Annotated in this window: 16 protein-coding genes; 3 read left to right on the top strand and 13 right to left on the bottom strand. The window is 44.3% G+C overall.

Annotation, left to right across the window (positions count from 1 at the left end):
• Positions 1–167: 167 nt before the first annotated feature.
• Positions 168–3,176 carry an AsmA-like C-terminal region-containing protein gene (locus ABJH64_RS07605; RefSeq protein ID WP_348277349.1) on the top strand — a complete coding sequence of 1,003 codons (3,009 nt, stop codon included), beginning with the start codon at positions 168–170 and terminating at the stop codon, positions 3,174–3,176.
• A 3-nt stretch (positions 3,177–3,179) separates the two neighbouring features.
• Here ABJH64_RS07605 and ABJH64_RS07600 read toward each other — a convergent pair whose 3' ends face one another.
• The gene (locus ABJH64_RS07600) at positions 3,180–3,329 is read right to left on the bottom strand and encodes a hypothetical protein (protein WP_348277348.1); all 150 of its coding nucleotides are present in this window, start codon (positions 3,327–3,329) and stop codon (positions 3,180–3,182) included.
• Positions 3,330–3,746: 417 nt separating this feature from the next.
• Between ABJH64_RS07600 and ABJH64_RS07595 the strand changes: the two genes are divergently transcribed.
• Both ABJH64_RS07595 and ABJH64_RS07590 read left to right on the top strand, forming a co-directional pair.
• Entirely contained in the window at positions 3,747–6,161 is a 2,415-nt protein-coding gene (locus ABJH64_RS07595) for a PAS domain S-box protein (RefSeq protein WP_348277347.1), read from the top strand.
• A gap of 47 nt (positions 6,162–6,208) precedes the next feature.
• A complete protein-coding gene (locus tag ABJH64_RS07590) occupies positions 6,209–6,940 on the top strand; it encodes a response regulator (RefSeq protein WP_348277346.1) in 732 nt (243 codons plus the stop codon).
• Here the strand turns inward: ABJH64_RS07590 and ABJH64_RS07585 are convergent.
• The 12 genes from ABJH64_RS07585 to ABJH64_RS07530 form a co-directional block, all read right to left on the bottom strand.
• The gene (locus tag ABJH64_RS07585; RefSeq protein WP_348277345.1) at positions 6,937–8,121 is read right to left on the bottom strand and encodes a glycosyltransferase family 2 protein; all 1,185 of its coding nucleotides are present in this window, start codon (positions 8,119–8,121) and stop codon (positions 6,937–6,939) included. The two genes, ABJH64_RS07590 and ABJH64_RS07585, sit on opposite strands and share 4 nt — an antisense overlap.
• A gap of 98 nt (positions 8,122–8,219) precedes the next feature.
• Positions 8,220–9,122 carry a glycosyltransferase family 2 protein gene (locus tag ABJH64_RS07580; protein ID WP_348277344.1) on the bottom strand — a complete coding sequence of 301 codons (903 nt, stop codon included), beginning with the start codon at positions 9,120–9,122 and terminating at the stop codon, positions 8,220–8,222.
• Positions 9,122–9,928 (bottom strand): class I SAM-dependent methyltransferase, encoded by an 807-nt coding sequence (locus ABJH64_RS07575; RefSeq protein WP_348299309.1) that lies wholly within the window; start codon positions 9,926–9,928, stop codon positions 9,122–9,124. Before ABJH64_RS07575 ends, ABJH64_RS07580 begins: the two co-directional genes overlap by 1 nt.
• Positions 9,925–11,235, bottom strand: coding sequence for a flippase (locus ABJH64_RS07570; protein WP_348274482.1), 1,311 nt, complete (start codon positions 11,233–11,235; stop codon positions 9,925–9,927). Before ABJH64_RS07570 ends, ABJH64_RS07575 begins: the two co-directional genes overlap by 4 nt.
• Positions 11,235–12,389, bottom strand: a complete 1,155-nt coding sequence (locus ABJH64_RS07565) for a glycosyltransferase family 4 protein (protein WP_348274483.1) — start codon at positions 12,387–12,389, stop codon at positions 11,235–11,237. Before ABJH64_RS07565 ends, ABJH64_RS07570 begins: the two co-directional genes overlap by 1 nt.
• Positions 12,390–12,522: 133 nt before the next feature.
• Positions 12,523–13,701, bottom strand: a complete 1,179-nt coding sequence (locus ABJH64_RS07560) for a glycosyltransferase (protein ID WP_348299307.1) — start codon at positions 13,699–13,701, stop codon at positions 12,523–12,525.
• A gap of 1 nt (position 13,702) precedes the next feature.
• On the bottom strand, positions 13,703–15,142 hold the full coding sequence (locus ABJH64_RS07555) for an O-antigen ligase family protein (RefSeq protein WP_348275401.1): 1,440 nt from the start codon (positions 15,140–15,142) through the stop codon (positions 13,703–13,705).
• 130 nt (positions 15,143–15,272) lie between these two features.
• Positions 15,273–16,403, bottom strand: coding sequence for a glycosyltransferase (locus ABJH64_RS07550; RefSeq protein WP_348275400.1), 1,131 nt, complete (start codon positions 16,401–16,403; stop codon positions 15,273–15,275).
• A 15-nt stretch (positions 16,404–16,418) separates the two neighbouring features.
• Positions 16,419–18,461 carry a hypothetical protein gene (locus tag ABJH64_RS07545; RefSeq protein WP_348275399.1) on the bottom strand — a complete coding sequence of 681 codons (2,043 nt, stop codon included), beginning with the start codon at positions 18,459–18,461 and terminating at the stop codon, positions 16,419–16,421.
• Positions 18,462–18,464: 3 nt separating this feature from the next.
• Positions 18,465–19,172, bottom strand: coding sequence for a TolC family protein (locus tag ABJH64_RS07540; RefSeq protein WP_348275398.1), 708 nt, complete (start codon positions 19,170–19,172; stop codon positions 18,465–18,467).
• Positions 19,169–20,338: an acyltransferase gene (locus ABJH64_RS07535; RefSeq protein WP_348275397.1), complete on the bottom strand. Its 1,170-nt coding sequence runs from the start codon at positions 20,336–20,338 to the stop codon at positions 19,169–19,171. The genes ABJH64_RS07540 and ABJH64_RS07535 overlap by 4 nt, the downstream gene beginning before the upstream one ends.
• Positions 20,338–21,099 carry a sugar transferase gene (locus ABJH64_RS07530; RefSeq protein ID WP_348275396.1) on the bottom strand — a complete coding sequence of 254 codons (762 nt, stop codon included), beginning with the start codon at positions 21,097–21,099 and terminating at the stop codon, positions 20,338–20,340. The genes ABJH64_RS07535 and ABJH64_RS07530 overlap by 1 nt, the downstream gene beginning before the upstream one ends.
• Positions 21,100–21,312: the final 213 nt, after the last annotated feature.

Genomic DNA, 21,312 nt, shown 5'->3' with positions numbered 1-21,312 from the left:
AATAAATTTTCCTATCCCTACATTTATTTATTTTCCAGGCAGGTTTTCCCTCAAGGCTTAAATCTTGTTAGTATATAAACCTGAAAGGTTATCAAATACGTAGTTGAAACCAAGCTAGAATCTCTAGATTTTAAGCATTTTCCCCACTGGATCATTTAAACCCATTTATGAAAAAGACCCTGATCATCATTTTAGGTGTATTTATATTTTTGATAGCTGCTGCTGTTGCTATCCCCTTCATTTTCAAAGACAAAATCGTTGCCCGAATTGACCAAGAAATTGCCCAATCTGTCAATGCAAAGGTGATCTATGATGTAGATAACGTAAGCCTAAGTCTCTTTCGTAGATTCCCCAATGTCTCCGCCAGAATCAAGGATTTTGATATTGTAGGAAATGCACCTTTCGATAAAGACACCTTAGTTTCCTTGCAGGAACTTGCTATCGATTTGAATCTCAAATCCGTCCTTTTTGATGATTATCCTACGTTGACTGGCGTGCATCTGAACGGCGGAAATCTTTACATCAAAGTGCTAGAAGATGGTACAGCCAACTACGACCTTACGTTCCCGTCAGAGGATACGGCAGAAGATACGACGTCGAGTAATTTCCAAATTGGAGTGGACGAGATCCAAATCAGTAACCTAAACGTCGTCTATGACGACAGACAACTCGACTTTTTCATGGCACTTGGAGGAATCAATGCCGAAGGTTCTGGTGATTTCACCGCTGATGTGTATGACCTTCCTATAGAATTAGAGGCGTTGATTGCCGACGTCAGCTATGAGGATGTGAGCTACCTGACCAATAAAACCTTCAAAGGTGAAACCCTCCTGAATATTGATTTGGGAAAAATGATCTTCACACTGGGAGAAGGTAATTTTCAGCTGAACGATTTCTTCTTCGATCTACAGGGATACCTAGCCATGCCTTCTGACGATATAGAAATGGATATCTCAATCAAGGGCTTGGACAACGAGTTCAAAAGTATTTTATCGCTAGTGCCAGGGATTTATTCAGAGAGTTTTTCCAGTTTGAAAACATCAGGAACGATGGATTTTAATGGAAAAATCAAAGGGATTTACAACGAAACGAAGATTCCAGCATTTGATATCTCACTGAAAATAGCTGACGGTATGTTCCAGTATCCTGACCTTCCAAAACCGGTGAAGAATGTCAATCTAGATCTTCAGGCAAAAAATGAAACTGACAACCTGGACAATACTTCTATCTCCATCCCCACTTTCAATCTTGACTTCGGAAGCAATCCCATTTCTGGGAAATTATACCTCTCAGATTTGGTCAGCTATACTATCGATGCGGCGCTGAAAGGAAAATTGAATCTCGAGGAATTGACTTCCATTTTTCCTATTGAAGGGATCGCACTGAAGGGAAATCTGGACATAGACGCTACCGCAAAAGGTAGGTACGATTCAACAGCCGGGATTATACCAGCGATTGATGCAAAGATGCTTTTAGCAAATGGCTATGTAAAAAGTACCGATTATCCTGCTCCCATCGAAAAATTGAATGTCAATGCCTCGATCCAAAACCCAAGTGGCAACATGACCGATTTCTTGGTGAACCTTAGCCAATTCGGTTTTGAGTTGGAAGGTGAAGCAATCAATGGAAACATGAAAATCCGTGATTTTGACAAACTGATCTGGGATGGTGAGATTCGAGGAGGGGTGGATTTGAAAAAAATCCTGGCGATTTTCCCGATGGAAGATATGAATATGGAAGGCCGAATTCAGGCAAATATAGCTAGCCAAGGTTCCTATGCTGCAGTAGAAGCTAAGCAATACAACCAACTGCAAACTCGAGGCTCCATGAATATCAGCAACTTTAGGTATTCCTCCACCGATGTTCCCCAGGGGGTTCAGATCTCAAAAGCCCAAGCCGAATTCACACCAGAGCAAATAAAGCTCACGGAATTTAACTCAACACTAGGAGAAAGCCCGCTTCAGGCCACGGGTTCATTATCCAATTACATGGACTATCTCTTGGGTCAAAACGGTACGCTGAAGGGCCAGTTAGCTTTGAATAGCTCACGATTCAATGTCAACGAATGGATGAGCGAAGATGCTTCTCCAGACACTACCAGCAGCGAACTTTCAGTCATTGAACTTCCAAAAGATATAGATTTCACTATGACTGTGGCGGCTAATGAAGTACGCTATGATAACTTGAACTTGAAAGAGGTCAAAGGAAATATGACGCTCAAAAATGGCATTCTGAGCTTTTCTGATGCATCAATGAAGACTATGGGAGGCACGATTGCCTTGTCTGGCAACTACGATCCGAGCGATCTCACTGCTCCAGCTTTTGACTTCAAATTGAACATCGCAGAGTTGAGTATTGCGGAAGCTTTTAACTCATTCAACACTATTAAGGCCTTTGCTCCAATTGCTCAAAATCTAACTGGTAGATTTAACTCTACGCTAAATTTTTCTGGAAAATTGGGACAAGACATGATGCCTTTGCTTTCCAGTTTGGATGGAGAAGGATTGATTAAAGTAGTAGAAACAGCACTCAAAGACAGTAAAATCCTCGAAGGGATCACTAGCCTGACCAAACTCAAGGATACGAATACCTTGCAATTGAAGAATATAGCTATACCCATTACGATCGATAATGGAGTGATGGACGTGAAGCCATTTGACGTGAAGCTTTGGGACTACCAAGCCAATGTGCAAGGCACAGCCGGCTTTGATGGATCTATCAATTACCTCGTCAATATGCAGATTCCGGCTGGAAAATTTGGTGCACAAGCCAACTCACTCTTGGCTAGCATCACAGGAGCTGATGCCAGTGAGAATACCAAGATTCCGTTGGCTGTGAATCTCTCAGGAACGTATAATTCTCCGAAGATATCGCTTGCTGGCGGCAATAGTATCGAATCCCTCCTGTCCAATGCGCTCAAAGCCAGAGTGAGTGGTGAAGTGCAGGGATTACAAAATTCAGCCACCGAGCAGTTCAATGCTACCCAGGATAGCCTAAAGCAAGTATTAAAAACAAAATCTGCTGTGGCTCAAGATAGTGCCAAAAAGGAACTAGAGAAGCAGGTTGATTTGGCAAAAGACAAAGCAGTAGATGAAGCGAAGAAATTGCTGAAAGGTTTTTTTCCTAAAAGTACCCCGGCATCAAAGCCTGATACAACAGGGGTAAATGAGAACTAAAAATTAGAAAAGCGGGAGCTGAATGCTCCCGTTTTCGTTTTTGCTATTCTTCTTGCTTTCCTTTCCCGCGGCTTTGGCAGCACGCTTTTCTTTTAACGTTTTGGTAGCCGCAGACTTGTCGTTCTTTGGTTTGCCTTCTGGTTGCTTAGCCATAGTTAATGGGAGAAATGATGTAACTGAATTCTGTTAAGGTAGAAGCTATTGACACTGGAAAGTGTAGCTTAGTAAGCCTTATTCACCCGTTTTAACCCCAACCTTAACCAGTATTTTGGACTAGAGAAACTTTGCTTTTTGAAATTTTTTATAACCCTGAGCTATTTTTCAAAGTGAGGGTCGTTCCGTTGAGTCAAAAGTACTTCTTCAACTAGCTACCCGATCAACGTTTTGCGGCGCCCTTGATTATTCCAGCTAAGTGAGGTGATTCATTGAATTACCTAATTGCTTACCCTGGGCTTGTCATTCATCGAAGAATTATGTCCATTGATCGAAAAAAAATAGCAAGTCGCCGTCTAATTCGTTGATTTGCAAAACAGTTTTAATTGTCTTTTTTAAATTAAATCTTTCTCATCCATGGGAACAGTAAATGAGCGTTCAGAGGATTTTCCGAGTTTTTCAATGGATCGTTATAGAATCCTGGTGGAGCAGGCTCAAGATATTATCTTCGAAGCGGACCTCTTTGGATTCTTTACTTTTGTCAATTCCCGGACTACTGAGATTTTAGGTTATTCTCGAAACTCACTTCTACAGAAAAAATATACAGAACTCATCCGAGAAGATTTTTTGGAGAAAATCGTAGCATTCTATCGCCACCAACTCGCCACTGAAACCAAGACCACCTACTTCGAATTTCCAGTCATTGCAGAATCAGGGGCTACTATTTGGCTTGGTCAACATGTACAGCTGGTCTATAGAGGATCCGAACTCAAAGGTATCATGGCTGTGGCACGGGTTATCACAGATAAGATTCGTGCGATCAATTCACTCAAGCAATCGGAAGAAAAGTATCGAGGAATAATTCAAAATCTCCAGTTTGGGCTGATCGAGGTTGATCTGGAAGAGCGCATCATCTATATCAATGATGCCATGTGTCAGATCACTGGTTACACTCGTGAAGAGATGATGGGAAAAGTAGCCTCTCAAGTCCTCACAAATGACGCCATGCGGGAAGAGATAAATAAGCAGCATGAGCTCAGGAAAAACAATCAATCCAGCGTTTACGAAGCCAAAATCTTAACCAAAAGCGGGGAACCATTGTATGCGATGATTTCAGGAGCACCAACTTATGATTCCCTCGGTCAACAGATCGGATCAATCGGGATACATGTGGACATCTCTGTTCGGAAATCGAAAGAAATACAACTTTTTGAAAGTCAACAATTCCTTTCTGCTATCAACAAATTTGTGACCCGCCTACTCGAGGTGGATACCGTAGAGGATATTTCCCAAGAGATCGTATCACATATCGTCACCTCTTTTGGCTTTGACAATGCTGAGATCTACATACTCAATGAATTCAGGAATATATTTGAGCTCAAAGCAAGCCATTACACCACAGAGGATCCTGGCGAATTACCGCTGGAGATTAATTTTGATCAGGGAATAATTGGTGCAGTGGCGAGTACCGGAAAAGCTGAACTTGTGACTGATACCTTTTTGGATCATCGCTATCTACCTCAGCAAAACCAATATCGCTCTGAAATAGCTGTACCGATCAAAGTAGAAAACAAAGTCATCGGGGTAATCAACTCTGAACACCCGGAAGTAGATTTCTTCACGGCAAAGGATCTGGAATCCCTGCAGACGATAGCTAATCTTTCAGCCTCTAGAATCAAAAACGCCAAAGCCAAAAGAAGACAAGAAGCAGCAGAACGAGAACTCAGAGAAAGTGAACAAAAACTTCTAACCATTACAAAATCTGCTCTTGACGCCATCATTACCATCAATGAACAAGGACTTATTCAAGAATGGAATCCCCGTGCGGAAGAAATCTTTGGCTGGAAGGCCGCCGAAGCCATCGGTACAGATCTTACCACCAATATTATCCCTACTCAGCATCACCGTGCCCATCACGACGGAATGGTCAAATACCTTAATACGGGAATAGGCCCTGTCCTCAATCAGCGAATAGAAGTCACAGCGATGCGCAAGAATGGAGAGGAATTCCCTATAGAGCTCAGCATTATTCCTATTCCTAAGGGAGATGTCCACTTTTTCACCGCGTTTATCAGAGATATCACGCTGGAAAAACTATCCAAAGACGAAATGGAAAAATCTCTGGCTAAGGAACGCGAACTAAATGAGTTGAAATCTCGCTTTGTGTCTATGACTTCTCATGAGTTTCGTACGCCACTCACGACGATCAAGCAAAACGTGGATTTGATTAGCTATCAGTTGGAAATGTCAGATCCGAAAGAGAAATCTAACTACGATAGATATTTCCAGCGGATCGATTCTGAAATCGGAAGAGTCACCAACCTGATGAACGACATTCTCTTGCTTGGTAAAATTGAAGCTGGAAAAGTCGATATATCCAAGCGATCAGGTGACCTGGTGGCACTAGCGGAGCAATGCATCCAGAAAATCTGCCTAGGAAGACAGGACAAACGCAGCATTCAACTCAGAGTGATCGGCGTAGAACGACCCATCCTTATGGATAAAGAATTGATGGAACATGTGCTGTCCAATCTGATGTCCAATGCATTGAAATATTCTCCTGATGCCCAAGAGCCAGAACTGACAATTTCCTTTAGCGCACTTTCCGATGTAGTGATATTCTGCAAAGATTATGGAATTGGTATTCCCAAGAAGGATCAAAAAGGATTATTCTCCTCTTTCTATCGAGCTACTAACGTGAAGAATATTCAAGGTTCGGGACTAGGTCTTTCTATTGTCAAGGAGTTTGTCCTTATGCACGGAGGCGATATCAGTGTGACTAGTGAAACTAATGAAGGAGCTATTTTTATGATTACCTTACCTAACAAGTAGATTTTTTCGCATTTTTTAATTTTAATTTGTTCTTTTGGTTCATGGAAATGAGCCAATTAAAAATCCTAGTAGTAGAAGATGACCTTCTGATTTCTGAGAGTTTGAAGGATATTTTGAGGATTCTTAATCATCAAATCGTAGGAATAGCGGATAATGCAGATACTGCAGTAGAAATCTGCAATACAAATTTACCTGACCTCGCCTTACTAGATATTCAGATCAGCGGAGATATCGATGGGATTGAACTTGCCGAGATCATCCGTGATCAATTCGACATTCCGTTTATCTTCACCACCGCCTATGCAGATAATCAAACTGTGCTCCGAGCCAGGGATAAAGGCCCTTTTGGGTATTTGGTAAAGCCCTTTGGCGTAAAGGAGGTAAACGCAGCCATCCAAATAGCAAAAGCTTCTTTTGACCGACTCAAAACCGCCGAAAAAGCACTGGTTGCCATTTCTAAAATAGTGGACAACAGTTTGTTTCTAAAAGTGGATAATAAGCTTGTGAAGGTGAAAATCGAAGATATTCTCTTCATCGAAGCCAAAGGTGACTATGCACTTTTCAAAACCAAATCCAAAGGCTACATCGTCCACACGACCATCAAAAATGCCGAGGAACGACTGTCCAATTATAATTTCCAAAAAGTTCACCGATCCTATATCGTCAATATCTCCAAAATCGTAGATATCGAAGAATCAAACCTTCTCATCGAAGACAAAGTGATCCCCATCTCGAGAGCAAATAAGGAAGCACTTATCAAACGGCTGAATCTACTTTAGAAATCAGCCGTTTGAATTTTTCCGGCAGCTCTCAGCGATTTTTCCCAAGTCACTGCTTGCTGTCCCTTCCAATATCTTTTCCAACCTTTCACTACACTGATATGCATGAACGTGAAGTAAAAAGGTATGTGGAAATACTTTTTAGAAGTGACTTCATTTCTTTTGAAATATCCCAGTACCGCCGTCCCATAAAATACGATCTGAGCCGCCAGAGCCAATCCGTAGATCCACCCTTCGTCATAGATCAGTGCCGTACTGACAAGCGCAGCAGCCAGCGCAAGAGGCATCAGTGTCCAACGCAGCACTCGATGTGACAGATATTGAAAAGTTAGTCCCGGGTGATTTAATAAATTCAGTGCTTCGGGCAATCTACAAATCGCCTGAATCCCTCCAGCAGCTATCCTTATTTTTCTTTTTTCTTCTTCCTCCACATTGGCCGAGCCAGTCTCCGTAGCAATCGCCTGAGGTTCATAACTTACTTTGTATCCCTGAGCAGCTAATCTTACAGTCATCACAAAATCTTCGATGATAGTATCCTGCTCCGGTGCTTCATACAGGTTGGTTCGGATTGCCACCAGCTCCCCGGCAGATCCTACCAGCGTATTCCATTCTGCATCCTTTCGCTTCAGATACGACTCATATTTCCAGTAGAAACCTTCTCCTGAAGCGCTTGCACTGTCAGCTGTAGCCGATTGCACAACCTTCTCCCCAGAGACGGCAGCTACCAGATTGGACTGGAAGTGATGCACCAAGTGACGAATCGCACCGGGATTCAGCATCACGTTAGCATCAGTGAAAATAGTAATAGGGGTAGCAATGCCGGGCATTACACGATTGATTGCGGCGATTTTTCCTTTTCTAGCCGAGCTATGATCGATTTTTACCTGAGGGTATTGTGTCAAAAGATCCAAACTACCATCTGTAGTGCCATCAGTGACAAAGGTGATCTGAAGTCTATCTTTAGGATAATTCAGGGCCAGAGAGTTTTTGACCTTGTCTGCCACTATTTCCTCTTCATTATAGCATGCGATCAGAAGTGTCACCTCCGGTAGGTCTTCCTCATCGAGAATAGGGTAGGTTTTTTTCTTCTTTTTAAGCTTCGATAAAAGTGTAATTACTACACCGTAACCTAGAAAGGTATAGAAGATGATGCCTATTGAAAGCCAAAATATAAATTCCATAGCTGTTGATTTTGAGTAAAAGTAACACGGCGGACTAGCGCAAAATTTTGCTTTCGACCAATGCTAATTCCCGATGGATTATTGACAGTATTCATCGATCAGTGTCTGTTTGCTAGCAGGATTTTAGGATCCACAGATCCAAATCGCTTCTGGAGCAAGGCATGACGCCAGCCCAGATTAAAGGCCCTCAAGTGTGATTTTTGATGCTTTAGCGAATAGCTCAATACATTTTTGGGCAGACTCACCAGTAAAAAGAACGTAGTGAAAACCCAGGCATGTGCAAAGTTTCTCCGCATGAAATGAAGTCTGTTTCTAGTCTGGTAATAGACTTTCAAAGGAGAATGCTTGCCCGTGCTGATCGATTCCTTGTGCAGCACACTCACGGATTTGAGCACTTTCAACTCATAGCCCAAAGCCTTAATTCGCTCCGACCAGTCCAGTTCCTCATAGTATAGAAAGAATTCCTCCGGCATCTCTCCCACGGCAGCTATTACCTGGCGAGGAATCATCACTGCCGCTCCATGTATGTAGGGCGTATCCGCCAAAATGTCTCCATCACTGTGACGGATGGGTTCGTTTCGACCCGTGAGCGGATGAATAGTCGTATAGCCTGCAAACTGAATTTTGCCAGGACTTTCGTGATAGCGAAGGATGGGAGAGATGGCACCGATACTTGGATGCGCAAAAGCCGCCACTAGCTGCTCGATCACTCCGTCCGCAACTTCTGTATCATTATTGAGCAAGAAAATAAAATCGCCGCTAGCTGCCTTAATTCCAAGATTATTTGCTCCTGCAAAGCCTAGATTGATTGGTGAATTGATGACTTGAAGGCCAGGGAATAGTTGATTGTAAAATCCCTCGTCTGAATTGGCCTGTTCGTTGTCCACCAGAATCACTTCTAAATGAGGATAACTCAGCGAAGCGAGACTTTTCAGAAGCTGACCGCTGACTTCCGCTTGCTTATAATTGACTGTGATGATGCTGACTAAGGGTGCGTTCATTAGGGATACACTTTTCTTCCGATCACCTGAATGGCGTTTCCGTCCTTTTTCTGATGGAAAATTCTATCCAAATGAATCAAACCTTTCGCCAGCGGAAGGCTGAGTAATTGTGTGATAATTCCGGCCTTTTTGCCCAAATAAGCCAATTCCCAAGCCAATCGGGAAATGATCCCGTCGGAATACGAGGCGTGAATCACTTCAAATCCTTCTTCGATAAATCTTGCTTTCAGTCCATCCAGATCATATACCTGACCTACATGCTCTTCCTCGAGCCAGTCGTGGTGCTCTTCGAAATAGCGCTCTGGAAAAATGGTCTGCTGAGTCACATTTGGGATTTTGACCAAGAAATAACCTCCCGGCTTCAGCTTCTCATGCACCGTCTTGAATGGCATCTGTGCCGGCAAAATATGCTCAAATACGTCCACTGAGAATACAAAGTCTAGCTCAGAGATAGCCGTGTTTTCTAAAAAAGCATGATGCGTTCTGATATTGGAAATTCTCGCTTTGCTGACCGCCTGATTGACCGTATCGATTCGTTCACCATCGATATCTAGCGCATGCACGATCGCATTGGGCAGGGCTGTCGCCATACTGATGGCATATTCTCCATAGCCAGTACCCAAGTCCAGAATTTCCGGTCGTTGCGAAAAAGGAATTTCTTTGATCAACTCTTTGAAAATGGTAAATCTGGCGTAATTACCCACATTCGTATAACCGAAGATCTGATTGAAAAGCTTAGAAAGCATCGGAGATTGAGTCATCCTTTTGCTTGTGAATACCTGTGCTTGTCCAAAGGTTAAATTCATGATGTTTTGAAATTAAAATTTTGAGTAAGTGTATGTTTTGCAAAATGAATCAGCCCCATGCCGGAGGAAACCTTCATATACTTCTTGATCCTAATCTGACCTAGGATGATCGTAACCACGATACTCGTGCTGGTAGCGATAGCCGCTCCGATCAATCCAAAAGTTTGAATCAGGATGAGATTCAAGATGACATTTACAGCCAAGCTGAATCCCAAAAGTTGAAAGTTGACCTGTGGCTTACCTACTGCATCCAGCGCCAACCCGAACACTCTTCCCCAAGGTTTGATGAGTGTGGCCGGAACCAAAATCATCAAGAGAGGGACTGTACCCAGGTAATCTTCCGAACTCAGCAGGGTCACGATTGGTGTAGCGAAAACCATCACCAAGAGTGCAGCAGGAGATAACAGTACAAATAACAGCAGTATTCCTCGGGCGTATTCTGCATTAAGTTGAGTGACATCATTAGACCGATGAGTAGCCGCTAATCGGGGATAAATCGTCTGACTCAGTGCAGATAAAGGCAGCTCTATGTACTGAATAATCTTAGTCGCAAGATGGAACAATCCCACCGCTGCCGGATTCAAAAAGTAGCCAATCATGAAGATATCAGCCTTTTGAAAAAGCAGGGAAAACATATTAGTGCCTGCTATATACTTCCCATACTGAAGCAAGGCTACTAGCCAACGAAGGGAAGGCAGACCGATTTTGCCCAAAGAAAAAAACAATGACAAACCTAGCGGAATCAAACAGGCAAAGCCCTGAACCCAGAGAATAGAAGCAAGACTAAGTTCGCCTGTGAAGAAAACAAAACCGAGACCTGCTACAAATGCCAGCAAATAGCCCAGATTAAGGAATAAATAAGCTGCGCTTTTGTGTTTTGCGAAGCATAAAACGGAAATACCCTGTATCGTACCTATGCTCATCAGAGGCAGAATAGAAAGCTCAAGCAAGCTCCGCATCTCAGGCATACCCCAAAACTCAGCGATAGGAGATGCGAAAATGGCCAGCAGCGCAGAAGCTATCAGTATATAGCCTAAGTGTAGAATCAACCCCGAACCTAAAATCTCTCTTTCGCTCTCCGGCTCCAGTATGAGAAAGCGGGTGAGTCCATTCTGTAAAAGCCCCTGACGCAAGCCGTCCAGCAGCGCGATGATGGTCAGGTATAATCCCCAAACGCCAAACTCCTCCTGAGAAAACTCCCTGACGACGATCAAAAACAGGATCATATTGCTAAGCAAAAATGCCGCTTGGCCGCCCAGCGCCATCACGGTTCCGGAAAAGGCTTTGCTCTTCAAAAACTTCTTCATTAGCTAGCTATTTGATGATAAAGGGCGATGGTCTGATCTGCGATGCTGTTCCAGGAGTAGTTACTAAGGACTAATTCTTTGCCCTGAGCGCCGAGCTTCTTGGCGTAGTGAGGATTATCAATAAGCTGCTTCATGGCCAGGACAAATGACTCCGGCTGAGCTAGATCACATAACAACCCGTTTACCCCGGAGGTGACGGTCTCACGAATCGAAGGAATATCCGAAGCGATCACAGGAATGCCACGGAGATTAGCTTCCAACAAAACGATTCCTTGGGATTCATAGATCGAGGGAAGCACCAACGCTTTATAATGAGGTAGTAAATGCTGTACGACGGCATTGTCAAAAGCTCCAAACAACCTGACCTGATCAGACAAGTGCAGGTCAGCCACTAGCTGATCTAGATCTTTTCGCTGCGGACCTTCTCCGATGATGTCCAGGTAGATTTTGGTCTCGGATGTTGCGATCGCATGAATCAGCGGAACCAATCCCTTCACCGGATGTAGTCTGCCCACAAATACAAAACGATTAAGTGCTTGATTACCTCTTTTAGCGTTATTCATTTGACTCACGCCATTGGGAATGACATTGATTTTATAAGCGGAGTTTTGATTTTGGAGGATCACGCTCGCCTTGAGATCTTCGCTGACAGTGATGGCCTTGCTCGATACCTGCAGCAGCCTATTTTCCCACCTCTCAGCAAAAAAACGATGCAGTCTTGTGTTCAGGTTTTGCTGGGAGTCCGCCTCAGATTCTATTCCAGTCATCCCATGAATAGTCTGTATGATTTTGGAATGAAGTTTAGGATTTTGGTAAAGAAGATATCCACTTCGCCCCTGAGCATGAATGATATCATACGCTGCATGATGTCCATTTACCCAGCTTTTAACTTGCTGATTGAAAGCAAATTCCTCCGCCAGAAAGGAGATAAACGGCACATATCTCCCAGGAAAGTAGGGCAGGTCGATAATCTGTATTCCTTCAAGCAGGGTAGTTTTTTCTTTTTTGAAAAAAGAACCACCAGTGAGAATAGTGACTGCATTTCCTTTCTGTTGTAGTGCCTGCGCGAGATCCCAGGTATGCGTCTGAATGCCACCTTTGAATCGCCAAGGGAGTGATTTGCAGATAAGGAGTATAGCTAGTTTGGATTTCATGAATTCTTAGATTTTTTCTTTTGTTGACATTTCGAGTTGGCCTTTGCCATCTCAGCTCGGCTACTATTTACTCCCCAAACCACAAACATCAGGGCTAGTGGGAGAAGCAAAATCCAGGGCACACCTTCCGTTATCATGAGTTGATCGGCTTGTGTGTGGTATGCAAAAACTCTTTCTTCGAGCGCTTCATCCAAGTCAGGGAGTTCAATCCTGCGGAGAAAAGCTTGGGCATAGTCTGGAGAATGAGGGTGCTTTTCCCCCTCCACATGCCGCTAGGAATCACGATGAGGTAAGAACCAAGAAGTAGCAGGAGGGTGAAAAGACTACCCGCTGCCAGAAGGAAATTTCCTAGAATAGCCTGAGTAAGAATAAGTAAAACCAACACTAGCGGAGCGAGCACTCTTGGTGGTAGGGCGAGTTGCAGGCTTTTGTGCAGATAATCAAAATTCCCGCGGAAAGCCAGACGCACAGCCGGTTTGATTGATTTTTTAAGGAAAGTGTATTGGCTTTCCAGCCATCTGCCGCGCTGCTTTGCAAAATCTGCACTGCTACTTACCTTTTCGTCGTAAACTGCCAACTCAGGCGCATATTGAATAGGAATACCTTTGGCTGTCAACAGCAATTCCAGCTCCTTGTCAAAGCCCCCGATCGCGGTGCATTGGGCGATCACTTCTTCAAACAACCTGTAGTCAAACACCATCGCCGAACCGGTTAATTTACTTGAAAAACCCAGTTGATTGGCTCCTTTGCAAAGCATCTCTTGGTTAGCCTTCTCTGACAGGCCATCCAAAATCGCCATTCCTGTATTCTGATTAGCAGGAAGACGTTCTCCCTGAATTACCTGAAAACCGGCGGATCTATACGAGATTGCTGCTTGATAAAAGTCCGGATGAAGCACATTATCCGCATCTAAGATTAGCACTGAATCAAATCCCTTCAGCCTTTGCTCTCCTGTCATCGCGGCTTGTATAGACTTCACTTTGGTGCTTTTTGCAAAGCTAACTGACAGTACATCCGCTCCCATTTCCCTCAGGGATTGCTTCGTATGTTCCTGAAGAGAATCAGCTACGATAAGGTAGTGGACATGGGTGAGAGACTGAATAAGGGAGAGGTTTGCTCGGGTAGATTCCAGAATAGCTGCATCAGATCGATACGTAGGGACTAAGATCAAGAGAGATATTTTCGCTTGGCTATCAGTTAGGATTTTGTTTTTGTAAGTTTTTGAGGCTATAGCCAAGATCATTTGGTAGGCAGCACTTATCAAGAGATAGGCGAGGATAATCGCTGAAAGTAGGATGATGAATAGTTCCATTTTAATGTTTTTTGCTCCAGGAAGGAATAAGGAATAAGAAAGGAATGGCGAGGTTCATGATCATGCCGGTAGGCATCTGACCAAAAACCTGATTGCCGTAACTAGAGAACACCACCCCCACGATGCAGGCATAGATCGCCATGGCATAGGTTTTTTGAGTTTTGTCTTTGAGATTCATGCTGATGTGTCCGCCTTTGCCGAGTACATAGCCGAGGAAGCTGAGGTGAATAGCCAAGCCCACAATTCCGGTTTCGGCCCAAATTTTCACATACCAGCTGTCAGTAGCAGTATTGGCCATCAGTGAGTTAGGATTGAATCGGGCTCCCCAGAATCCAGCCGTTCCCACACCTCCACCGAAAGGCTTATCGGCGAGGTATCGTCCAAAAGTTCGCTGATTGTCCAGTCGCACCTGCAAAGAAGGGTTGTCGGGATCAAGCGCTGAACGCATCCGACGTACCTGCTCCACACCCTGAAACATAAAGGTGAACTTCAGTACAATGAACACAAGTGCCATGGCACTGATGCCACCGATAAGTATTTTGAAATTTCTCGTGCAGATCAAATAAGCCAATCCTCCGAAAAGCGGTACTGCCAAAGCTCCTCGCGTGCCAGAGATCGCAAACCCCAGGAAGAATACAATCGCCAGACTTCCATACCAGATTCTTTTGCCCATAGAAAAAGGACCTATGGCCAAGATTCCCATCAGCATCGCCATCATGGCCTGGGAAGCGCCGAATTGTCCTGCATCAGAGTAGAAGGAAAATACCCGCAACACGCCATGGAGGACATGCTCGTCTTGGTGATTTTCGTCCCACAGCCAGCGATATTCAGCCGCATCCACACCAAACAGCTGCTGGCGAAAGCCCCAAAGCGTACCGGCCAGAGATAGGATAATCAGAATATTGAGGAAAGTATGAAAGTCTTTCTCCTCACGGAAAAGTAGATAAACCATGGGTACAGCCATCGCTTGATAGAAGCCTATCCCTCGCATGGCATAAAACCAGGCTTCAAAGCCATTTCCTGCAGGATTGAAAATCTCAAGTGCCAAATAGGCCATCCAAACGAGGGAGAAAAAAACCAAATCCGTCTTGGCTAGCTTCCAGTTGATCTTAATTCCCTTATTGATGAAAATGATGACCAAGGCCAAAAAGAGCAAGATATCTATAGACAATCCCCAAGGAGCATTTACGTATCTGCCTACACCAGAGATCAAGAATCCCATGATGAGACTGATCCAAATAGCGGCTTTTGGGCGGGCCCATAAGTAGGCTAGCAGTGCTATCGCAAAAGGCAATCCCAATAGTAATACCGCTCCGATGAGACCCAGCACCTTGATCATCGCCAGGCCTAGCACCCAAAATCCAAGCAGAATCAGGATCCCCAATCCGCTGAGGAATTGGGAGGCGCCGTACTTCTTGCTTGATGAATGACTTAACTCCATGAGATCTGACTTGTGTCTTATTGATGCTCAAAAGTACTTCTCCTTACCCCAAGCGGAGATTTATTCCGATGAGTGACCGGGGGAAGCAGACGAATGACGTGGAGATAGCGACCAATGAAAAAGCCTCCCATCAGGAGGCTAAAGCTTGAAGAAAAAGGCTGGTGCGAGCTTCCCAACTATTCTGTCGGGCAAAGGAGATGCGCTTACTGATCTTCACCCGATTATTATATCGAATTTCTTTGGCGATCAACTCCATAAATTCCTCTTGAGTTTGAGCCACTTTGATTAGGCCTTTGAACTCCTCCAGATCTGCAAAGTCGGTACTGATCACAGGCTTGCCCGCAGCGAGGTATTCATTGATTTTTAGGGGATAGATGTTTTTAGTAAACTCATTTTTCACGAAAGGAATCAAGGCTGCATCCCAATTTTTCAGCAAATCATTCAGCTGATCCTGAGGTTTTGCACCTAAGAAATGAAGGTTTGTAGGAAGACTTTTTATGGGAATTTTCAGCTCTCCAAGTATTTCCACCGCATAGTCAGGATATGCCTGAGCGACACGCTGCATCAGTTCTAGATCTACTCGATCATCGAAGGCACCGAGGTAGCCTATGGTTTTTGAGTAGGTTTTCTCAGTAGTGGGCTGGTTGAAATTCGCCAGATTCACCCCATTTTTAACGCATTTGACATTCGGGTGTTTGCCACGAAATTTTTCTACCAACCCATGGGAACTGACGATCACCCGATTGACCTCAGCTAGAAATCGCTCTTCGTAGATCGCTCCCCACTTGCCAGACCAGTGCGTGGCAGCCAAGTTGTCGTAGGAATAATAGCTGGCAGGCAATCCCTGCCAATACTTGGCGGTGAAGTGTCCGTAAACTGGGTTGAAAGCATTGATCAACTCTGTCTCCTCTGGATCGATGGTTTTCAGAATTGATTGGATGGTAAAAGATTGGATAAAGGCATTCAGCATCATGATTACTCTGAAAAGCAGGGGATTGCTCACCCAGTTTACCGGGATCATTGGTCTAGAATTATAGACTTCCACTTGCCCAAAATCGGTTGAGATCAGTCTCTTTCCCTTCGCTTTTCCAAGTAAAGCCTGCTTTGGTGCATGCTTATTGGCTATCAGATCTTTCAAGGTATAACTGTAATCCAGGAAGATCACCCGATGACTCTTAGCCATGCGGGTGATCAACTCCAACGTTGATTTTATATAAGGGGTATCCCAGGCAGGGAAACTATGACAAATAATTGTCTTCATGTGATCAGGGGAATGTTAGCTCAAAAGGGATTTGATTCGGGTACGCAGCCAGCTTCTACGTCTAGGCACCTCGCCGGTGATGTCTTCCATGATATCCGTACGCACGCGATTGAGAAGGAGAAGAGGCTTTTTGCCTACGTATTTCTTATAATTTTTGAGTGCATGCTGATCCGCTTCTGTCCACTTACGTGCAGCATTCGTGACTAGCAGATGGATACCTGAGCCTTGGATTTGATCATCTCCGTAGGGATTATTCAAGAGCGAGGGTATTTCTCTGAAATCAAACTTGCTAAGATCCGCAGGAGAATGAGTAGAGATAAAACCTTGAATTTTATCAATCAGCGTACTTTTTCCTTCCTTGGGATGAATGCTACAAACAGAGATCAGACATTTTCCCTCTGTATTTCTGGCGGCTACTTTTAGCTCCTGGAGAAATAGATTCATCGCCTGCTTATCCAATGTGTCAAAATCAACCGGGCTTTTTTCTTTCTTTTTGGGATAAAGCGGAAGCATACCTGCCACTGCCAGTCCAGTTTGCTCTGAAGCATTTTTGGGACTTTTGAGACTGCCGTCCATCACTTCAGCTCCTATCAGCACGCCGCTTGGCACCACCAATCCTACTACGAATGAAAGCACTAGCAACATCAGTGCTTTGGACTTCTCTGCCTGAGCAGGATAGAATGGCTTGTCTATCACCTTCAAATTACTAGACATTTCCATGTTATACTTATGGAGTCGGGCCTGATTGAAGGAGTGGAGATTTTCCAAATATTCCCGCTCCGCTACATCAATCTCACTTTCCAACCTTTTCAGGGTAGAACCCAGGGGAGCAAATCGGTCATAGATCTGTTCGTATTCTTTCATGCGCTGATCCATTACCTGGATCTTTGCAGTAGATTCTTCCTTGGTGATTACCGAGCTGAGCCATTGGGAAAGCAGATTTTGTGTGGGAAGACCATCAGAGGTTTGGTTCACGTCCACCACCGAATAGGTAGCACCCATGACTTCTCCACGAAGAGAAGCGATCTTTGCCTCCAGTTCTTGACGAAGTCCCAGATTGGGATCTTCTTTTTGATTGTCAGAGATCAGGTCAAGCTCCATCAGCGCAAAATTGTAGTCTGCCAACTTACCTTGATTCTCAGCGATTTGATTTTGAAGTGAAGAAAGCACTCGCTTATCCTTGATTTCAAGATTTACCCGCTGTAGGGCTGACTCAGAGGCGGCTTTGATTCTAAGTTGCTCTTGGTATTCTTTCTCCAACTCCTCTCTGTTGCCGGCGATGAATCTGGTTTGTTCGTAATAGTTGATGATTTGATTTTTCACACGAAACTTCAATAGCTCATCCTCCGCTCCTTGTAGTCTGGTAAGCGTTTTTTGCGTAGCCTCCTCAAAGAACTTGATCACCGAGTCAGTCTGTCCTTCTTTGATCCGCTGCTGCTTTTGCATAAAAATGTCTGTAAGCAAGCTTAGGATCCTTTGACTCAGATAAGGATCTATCGAGGCATATTCCATCCGGATCATATCGGAGCTTCCTTCTCGGACCACCTTGAGATTTTCCAATTGCTCCAGACCCATGATTGGATTCTTAGAGTGCATCAACTGATAGATGGCGTTGTCTTTATCTGATTCGGCGATGTCAATGATTTGCTGATATACTTGTTGGGTATCATCAGATTTATCAATGTTGAAAGGAATCTGCTCGAGGAGGTTGTACCATTCGGGTAGATTTTCGGATAAAAGTACTTTTTTACCATTCGCCTGCGCGAGCATCAGATCGGCGAGGATTCTGGCGGAGAGTTCTTTGTTGGTTTCAAAAGAACTAGCAATGTTGATGAGATTTTCCATCTCATTGTTGGTGAAGGCATAGTCTATCCTGTCACCTTTGTTACTTTCGATATTGTAGCCGGAGATGAGCCCGGTATTGAGCAGCGTATGACTTTTGTATTCTTTTTTAGAATTCATCGTCATGAGAGCAGTAGCACCGGCCATAAGGATGGCAGAGCTCAGAATGTAAGGTGCAAAACGCACCAAAAGGCGGATGATTTGAGTGAAGCTCATGTGTTACTGAAGGATAGCTGTACCTACTACTTCTTCCAAGGTCCGCTTGTAGAACCAAGCATCACTTTTGGTTTTTTCCAGTTCGATCTTTGCCGTGGTGAGGATATCCAGCGCCATTCTGTATTGATCGATATCGGCTGTGCCTGATTTGAAATATTTCTCAGTGACCTGCACGGCGGCTTCGTCGGATTCTACTTTGAGGGCTTGTAGCTTGATGGTCGTGAGTGCGCGCTCCAGGGAATTGTACCGCTTGATGACTTCCTCAGTAATCACGTTTCTCAAATCCTCTTTTTGGTACTCAAGCTCCTCTATCGCCAGCTGATGAATCTTCACTTTGTTCTTTTGAGTGGTGAACTCGGAGATCGGCAGGCGTAGCGAAATACCCATATTGTAAGTGGCGAACGTGCTGGTGCGAAATACCGCCGAGTTATCGGTAGCCGAGGCCATATTGTCTGCGATGACGCCATTGCCATAGTTATAGCCGCCGGTGAGGGCGATATGTTGCATCCAGGCTTTTCTGTTGAGAATGATTTCCTGCTCCTTTTGAGCCTGACCCATGCTGAGTCGATCGATGAGCGGAGCATTTGCCAAGGCATCTTGGATCAGTTCGTCCAGAGGTCGAAGTCTCTCCATCGTGAGTCCTTGGAAATCCTGTGCAGGTGCCAAAAAGCTAAGAAGAATAAAGAATACAAGTAGAATCCCGTTTTTCATGAGTTTGCTGTTTGTGCTTTATTCGGCGTGTGGAGATTGATAAGGAAGCTTGACTTTTTGGCTCCTTTTCCTTTTCTCATAAAAGGTTGCTCCACCCACCGATAAGCAATGATGCTACAAAGAAAGAGCAGCGGAAGGGCAATGCTCAGGGATATCGACAACTGACCCAAATATCCCGACCACTGACCGAATCTACCGATGAAAGAATAGAAGCCCTCCAGGATAGGCAGGTGAATGAGGTAGATGGAATAACACATCCCGCCGATGATCGCAACCCAGGAAAGTGAGAGCATGCGATGGGTGAGTTTGCCATAGAAAGCGGAAAGAAAGATTCCCAGTAGTGCTACTTCGAAAACCATAGATTTCCAAAGTTCAGCGGTCCAGGAGTAAGCCATCACGAGTGCAAACACCGGCAAAAGCAAATCCCAGAATCGGAAGTTTTGCAGCCGGGCTATAGGGTAGTGATAAAGATCTGCCACTAACATGCCTATGAGAAAATGTGGCAATTGTCCCAGAAGCGTAGCTTTCCAAGGGCCTGCTTGCCAGCCCATTGTATGTTGAAAAACCATCCATCCAAGTATAAAGCCCATAAGACCTATTCTTCTCATACCGATTTTCTGGCAGTGGAAATAGGCAGCCCCTATAAAAGGTGCGAGCAAATAGAACTGAATCTCCACCTCAAGCGACCAGGCTACAGGATTGATGATAGAGTAGTCTTGATAAAAAAGCTGATGGGTGTAAGTGATCGTCGCTGCAAAATGCCGGAGCAGTTCGATAGGTGGATATTTTCCCAAAACGAGCAAAAGCAAGGCACAGCAACTCATCCAGAAAAGAAATGGTGGCTCTATACGATAAAGTCTCCGCTTGAGATAAGAACCATATTCTTCCCTATTGCCTACTTTGGCAATAGGCAGGCTCAAGACAAAACCGCTGATCGCAAAAAAGAGAAATACGCCTACCGTCCCCCGTGAGATCAAAAAGGAAAGTTGTGCTTCAAGAGGCTTCAAATCCGGAAGCGTACCATATTTAAACAAGCGTTCATTGGCATGCTGAACTATGACCGGAACTATAGCCAAAAATCGTAGGCCATCGATAAATGGAATGAATTTGCCGCTGGCAGGCTTACGAATTAAGCTAGAAGTAAGGGATTGAAATAGACGGCGCATTAGACGTTTTCGTGTTGGATGGCGGCCAAAGGTGTTTTGAGGAGGATTTTTAAATCCATCCAGAAGTTGAAGTTTTGTGCATAATGGATGTCCAGCTGACAGCGAGAAGCGGCATCTACTCCTTTTTTGCCACGCTCAGTCACCTGCCAAAGTCCAGTTAATCCTGCCGGTCCCATGAATCTGCCTACGGCTTCGTCCGAAGTCAGAGCCTCAGCTTCATATAGAGGTAGGGGTCTATTTCCTACCAATGACATATCCCCGATGAGGATATTTACCAGCTGGGGAAGCTCATCTATGCTGAGATTACGGATCCATCTGCCTACTTTGGTGATTCGTGGATCATTGTCAAACTTGACGAAAGCCTGACTTGCAGCCACACTTTTCAGCGATTCATAGTGATTTTCAGCGATTACGCCCGAATCCTTCACCCGGATTTTATCTACAGCTTCAGATACGATCAGGCTTCTATTGAGCGGAACCCAGATTGAGTCAGCTTCCTCGGATTTGCTATAGGAGTTGAGATGCTTCAGCTGATCCATCAGACGATCTGCATCTGTGCGCATGGAGCGAAACTTATAGAATTTGAAGGTGTGATAATTCATGCCTACGCGGTAAGCATAGTAGAAAATCGGTCCTTTTGATTCCAACCGGATCAAGATAGCGACCAGTATAAAGAGTGGGCTCAGAAGGATGAGGAGAAGGCCTGAAATCAGGATGTCAAAGGTTCTTTTGTAAAGGGGAAGTTTTGGTTTTGCAGTCATAATCTATGCTTAATTGATGCTGCAAAAGTAGGCTGGAATGCTCCCTGAGCGGGAGATATAAGGCGAATGCGGTGGTTTAGCCGATGAAGTGGGACATTTCGCCGATCACTAGATAAATGAGTTCAAAATAATTTTTGAGGAGATTAATTCTGATGTCGAGAAAGTAGATTTCCGAAAACATCATTTTCTCTTGAGCATAGGTTTTTTGCACAA

Origin of the sequence: Algoriphagus sp. (assembly GCF_039969895.1) — a bacterium.
Classification (GTDB): Bacteria; Bacteroidota; Bacteroidia; order Cytophagales; family Cyclobacteriaceae; genus Algoriphagus.
The sequence above is the reverse complement of the archived record's forward strand: the minus strand, read 5'-3'. Positions and strand labels throughout refer to the sequence as shown.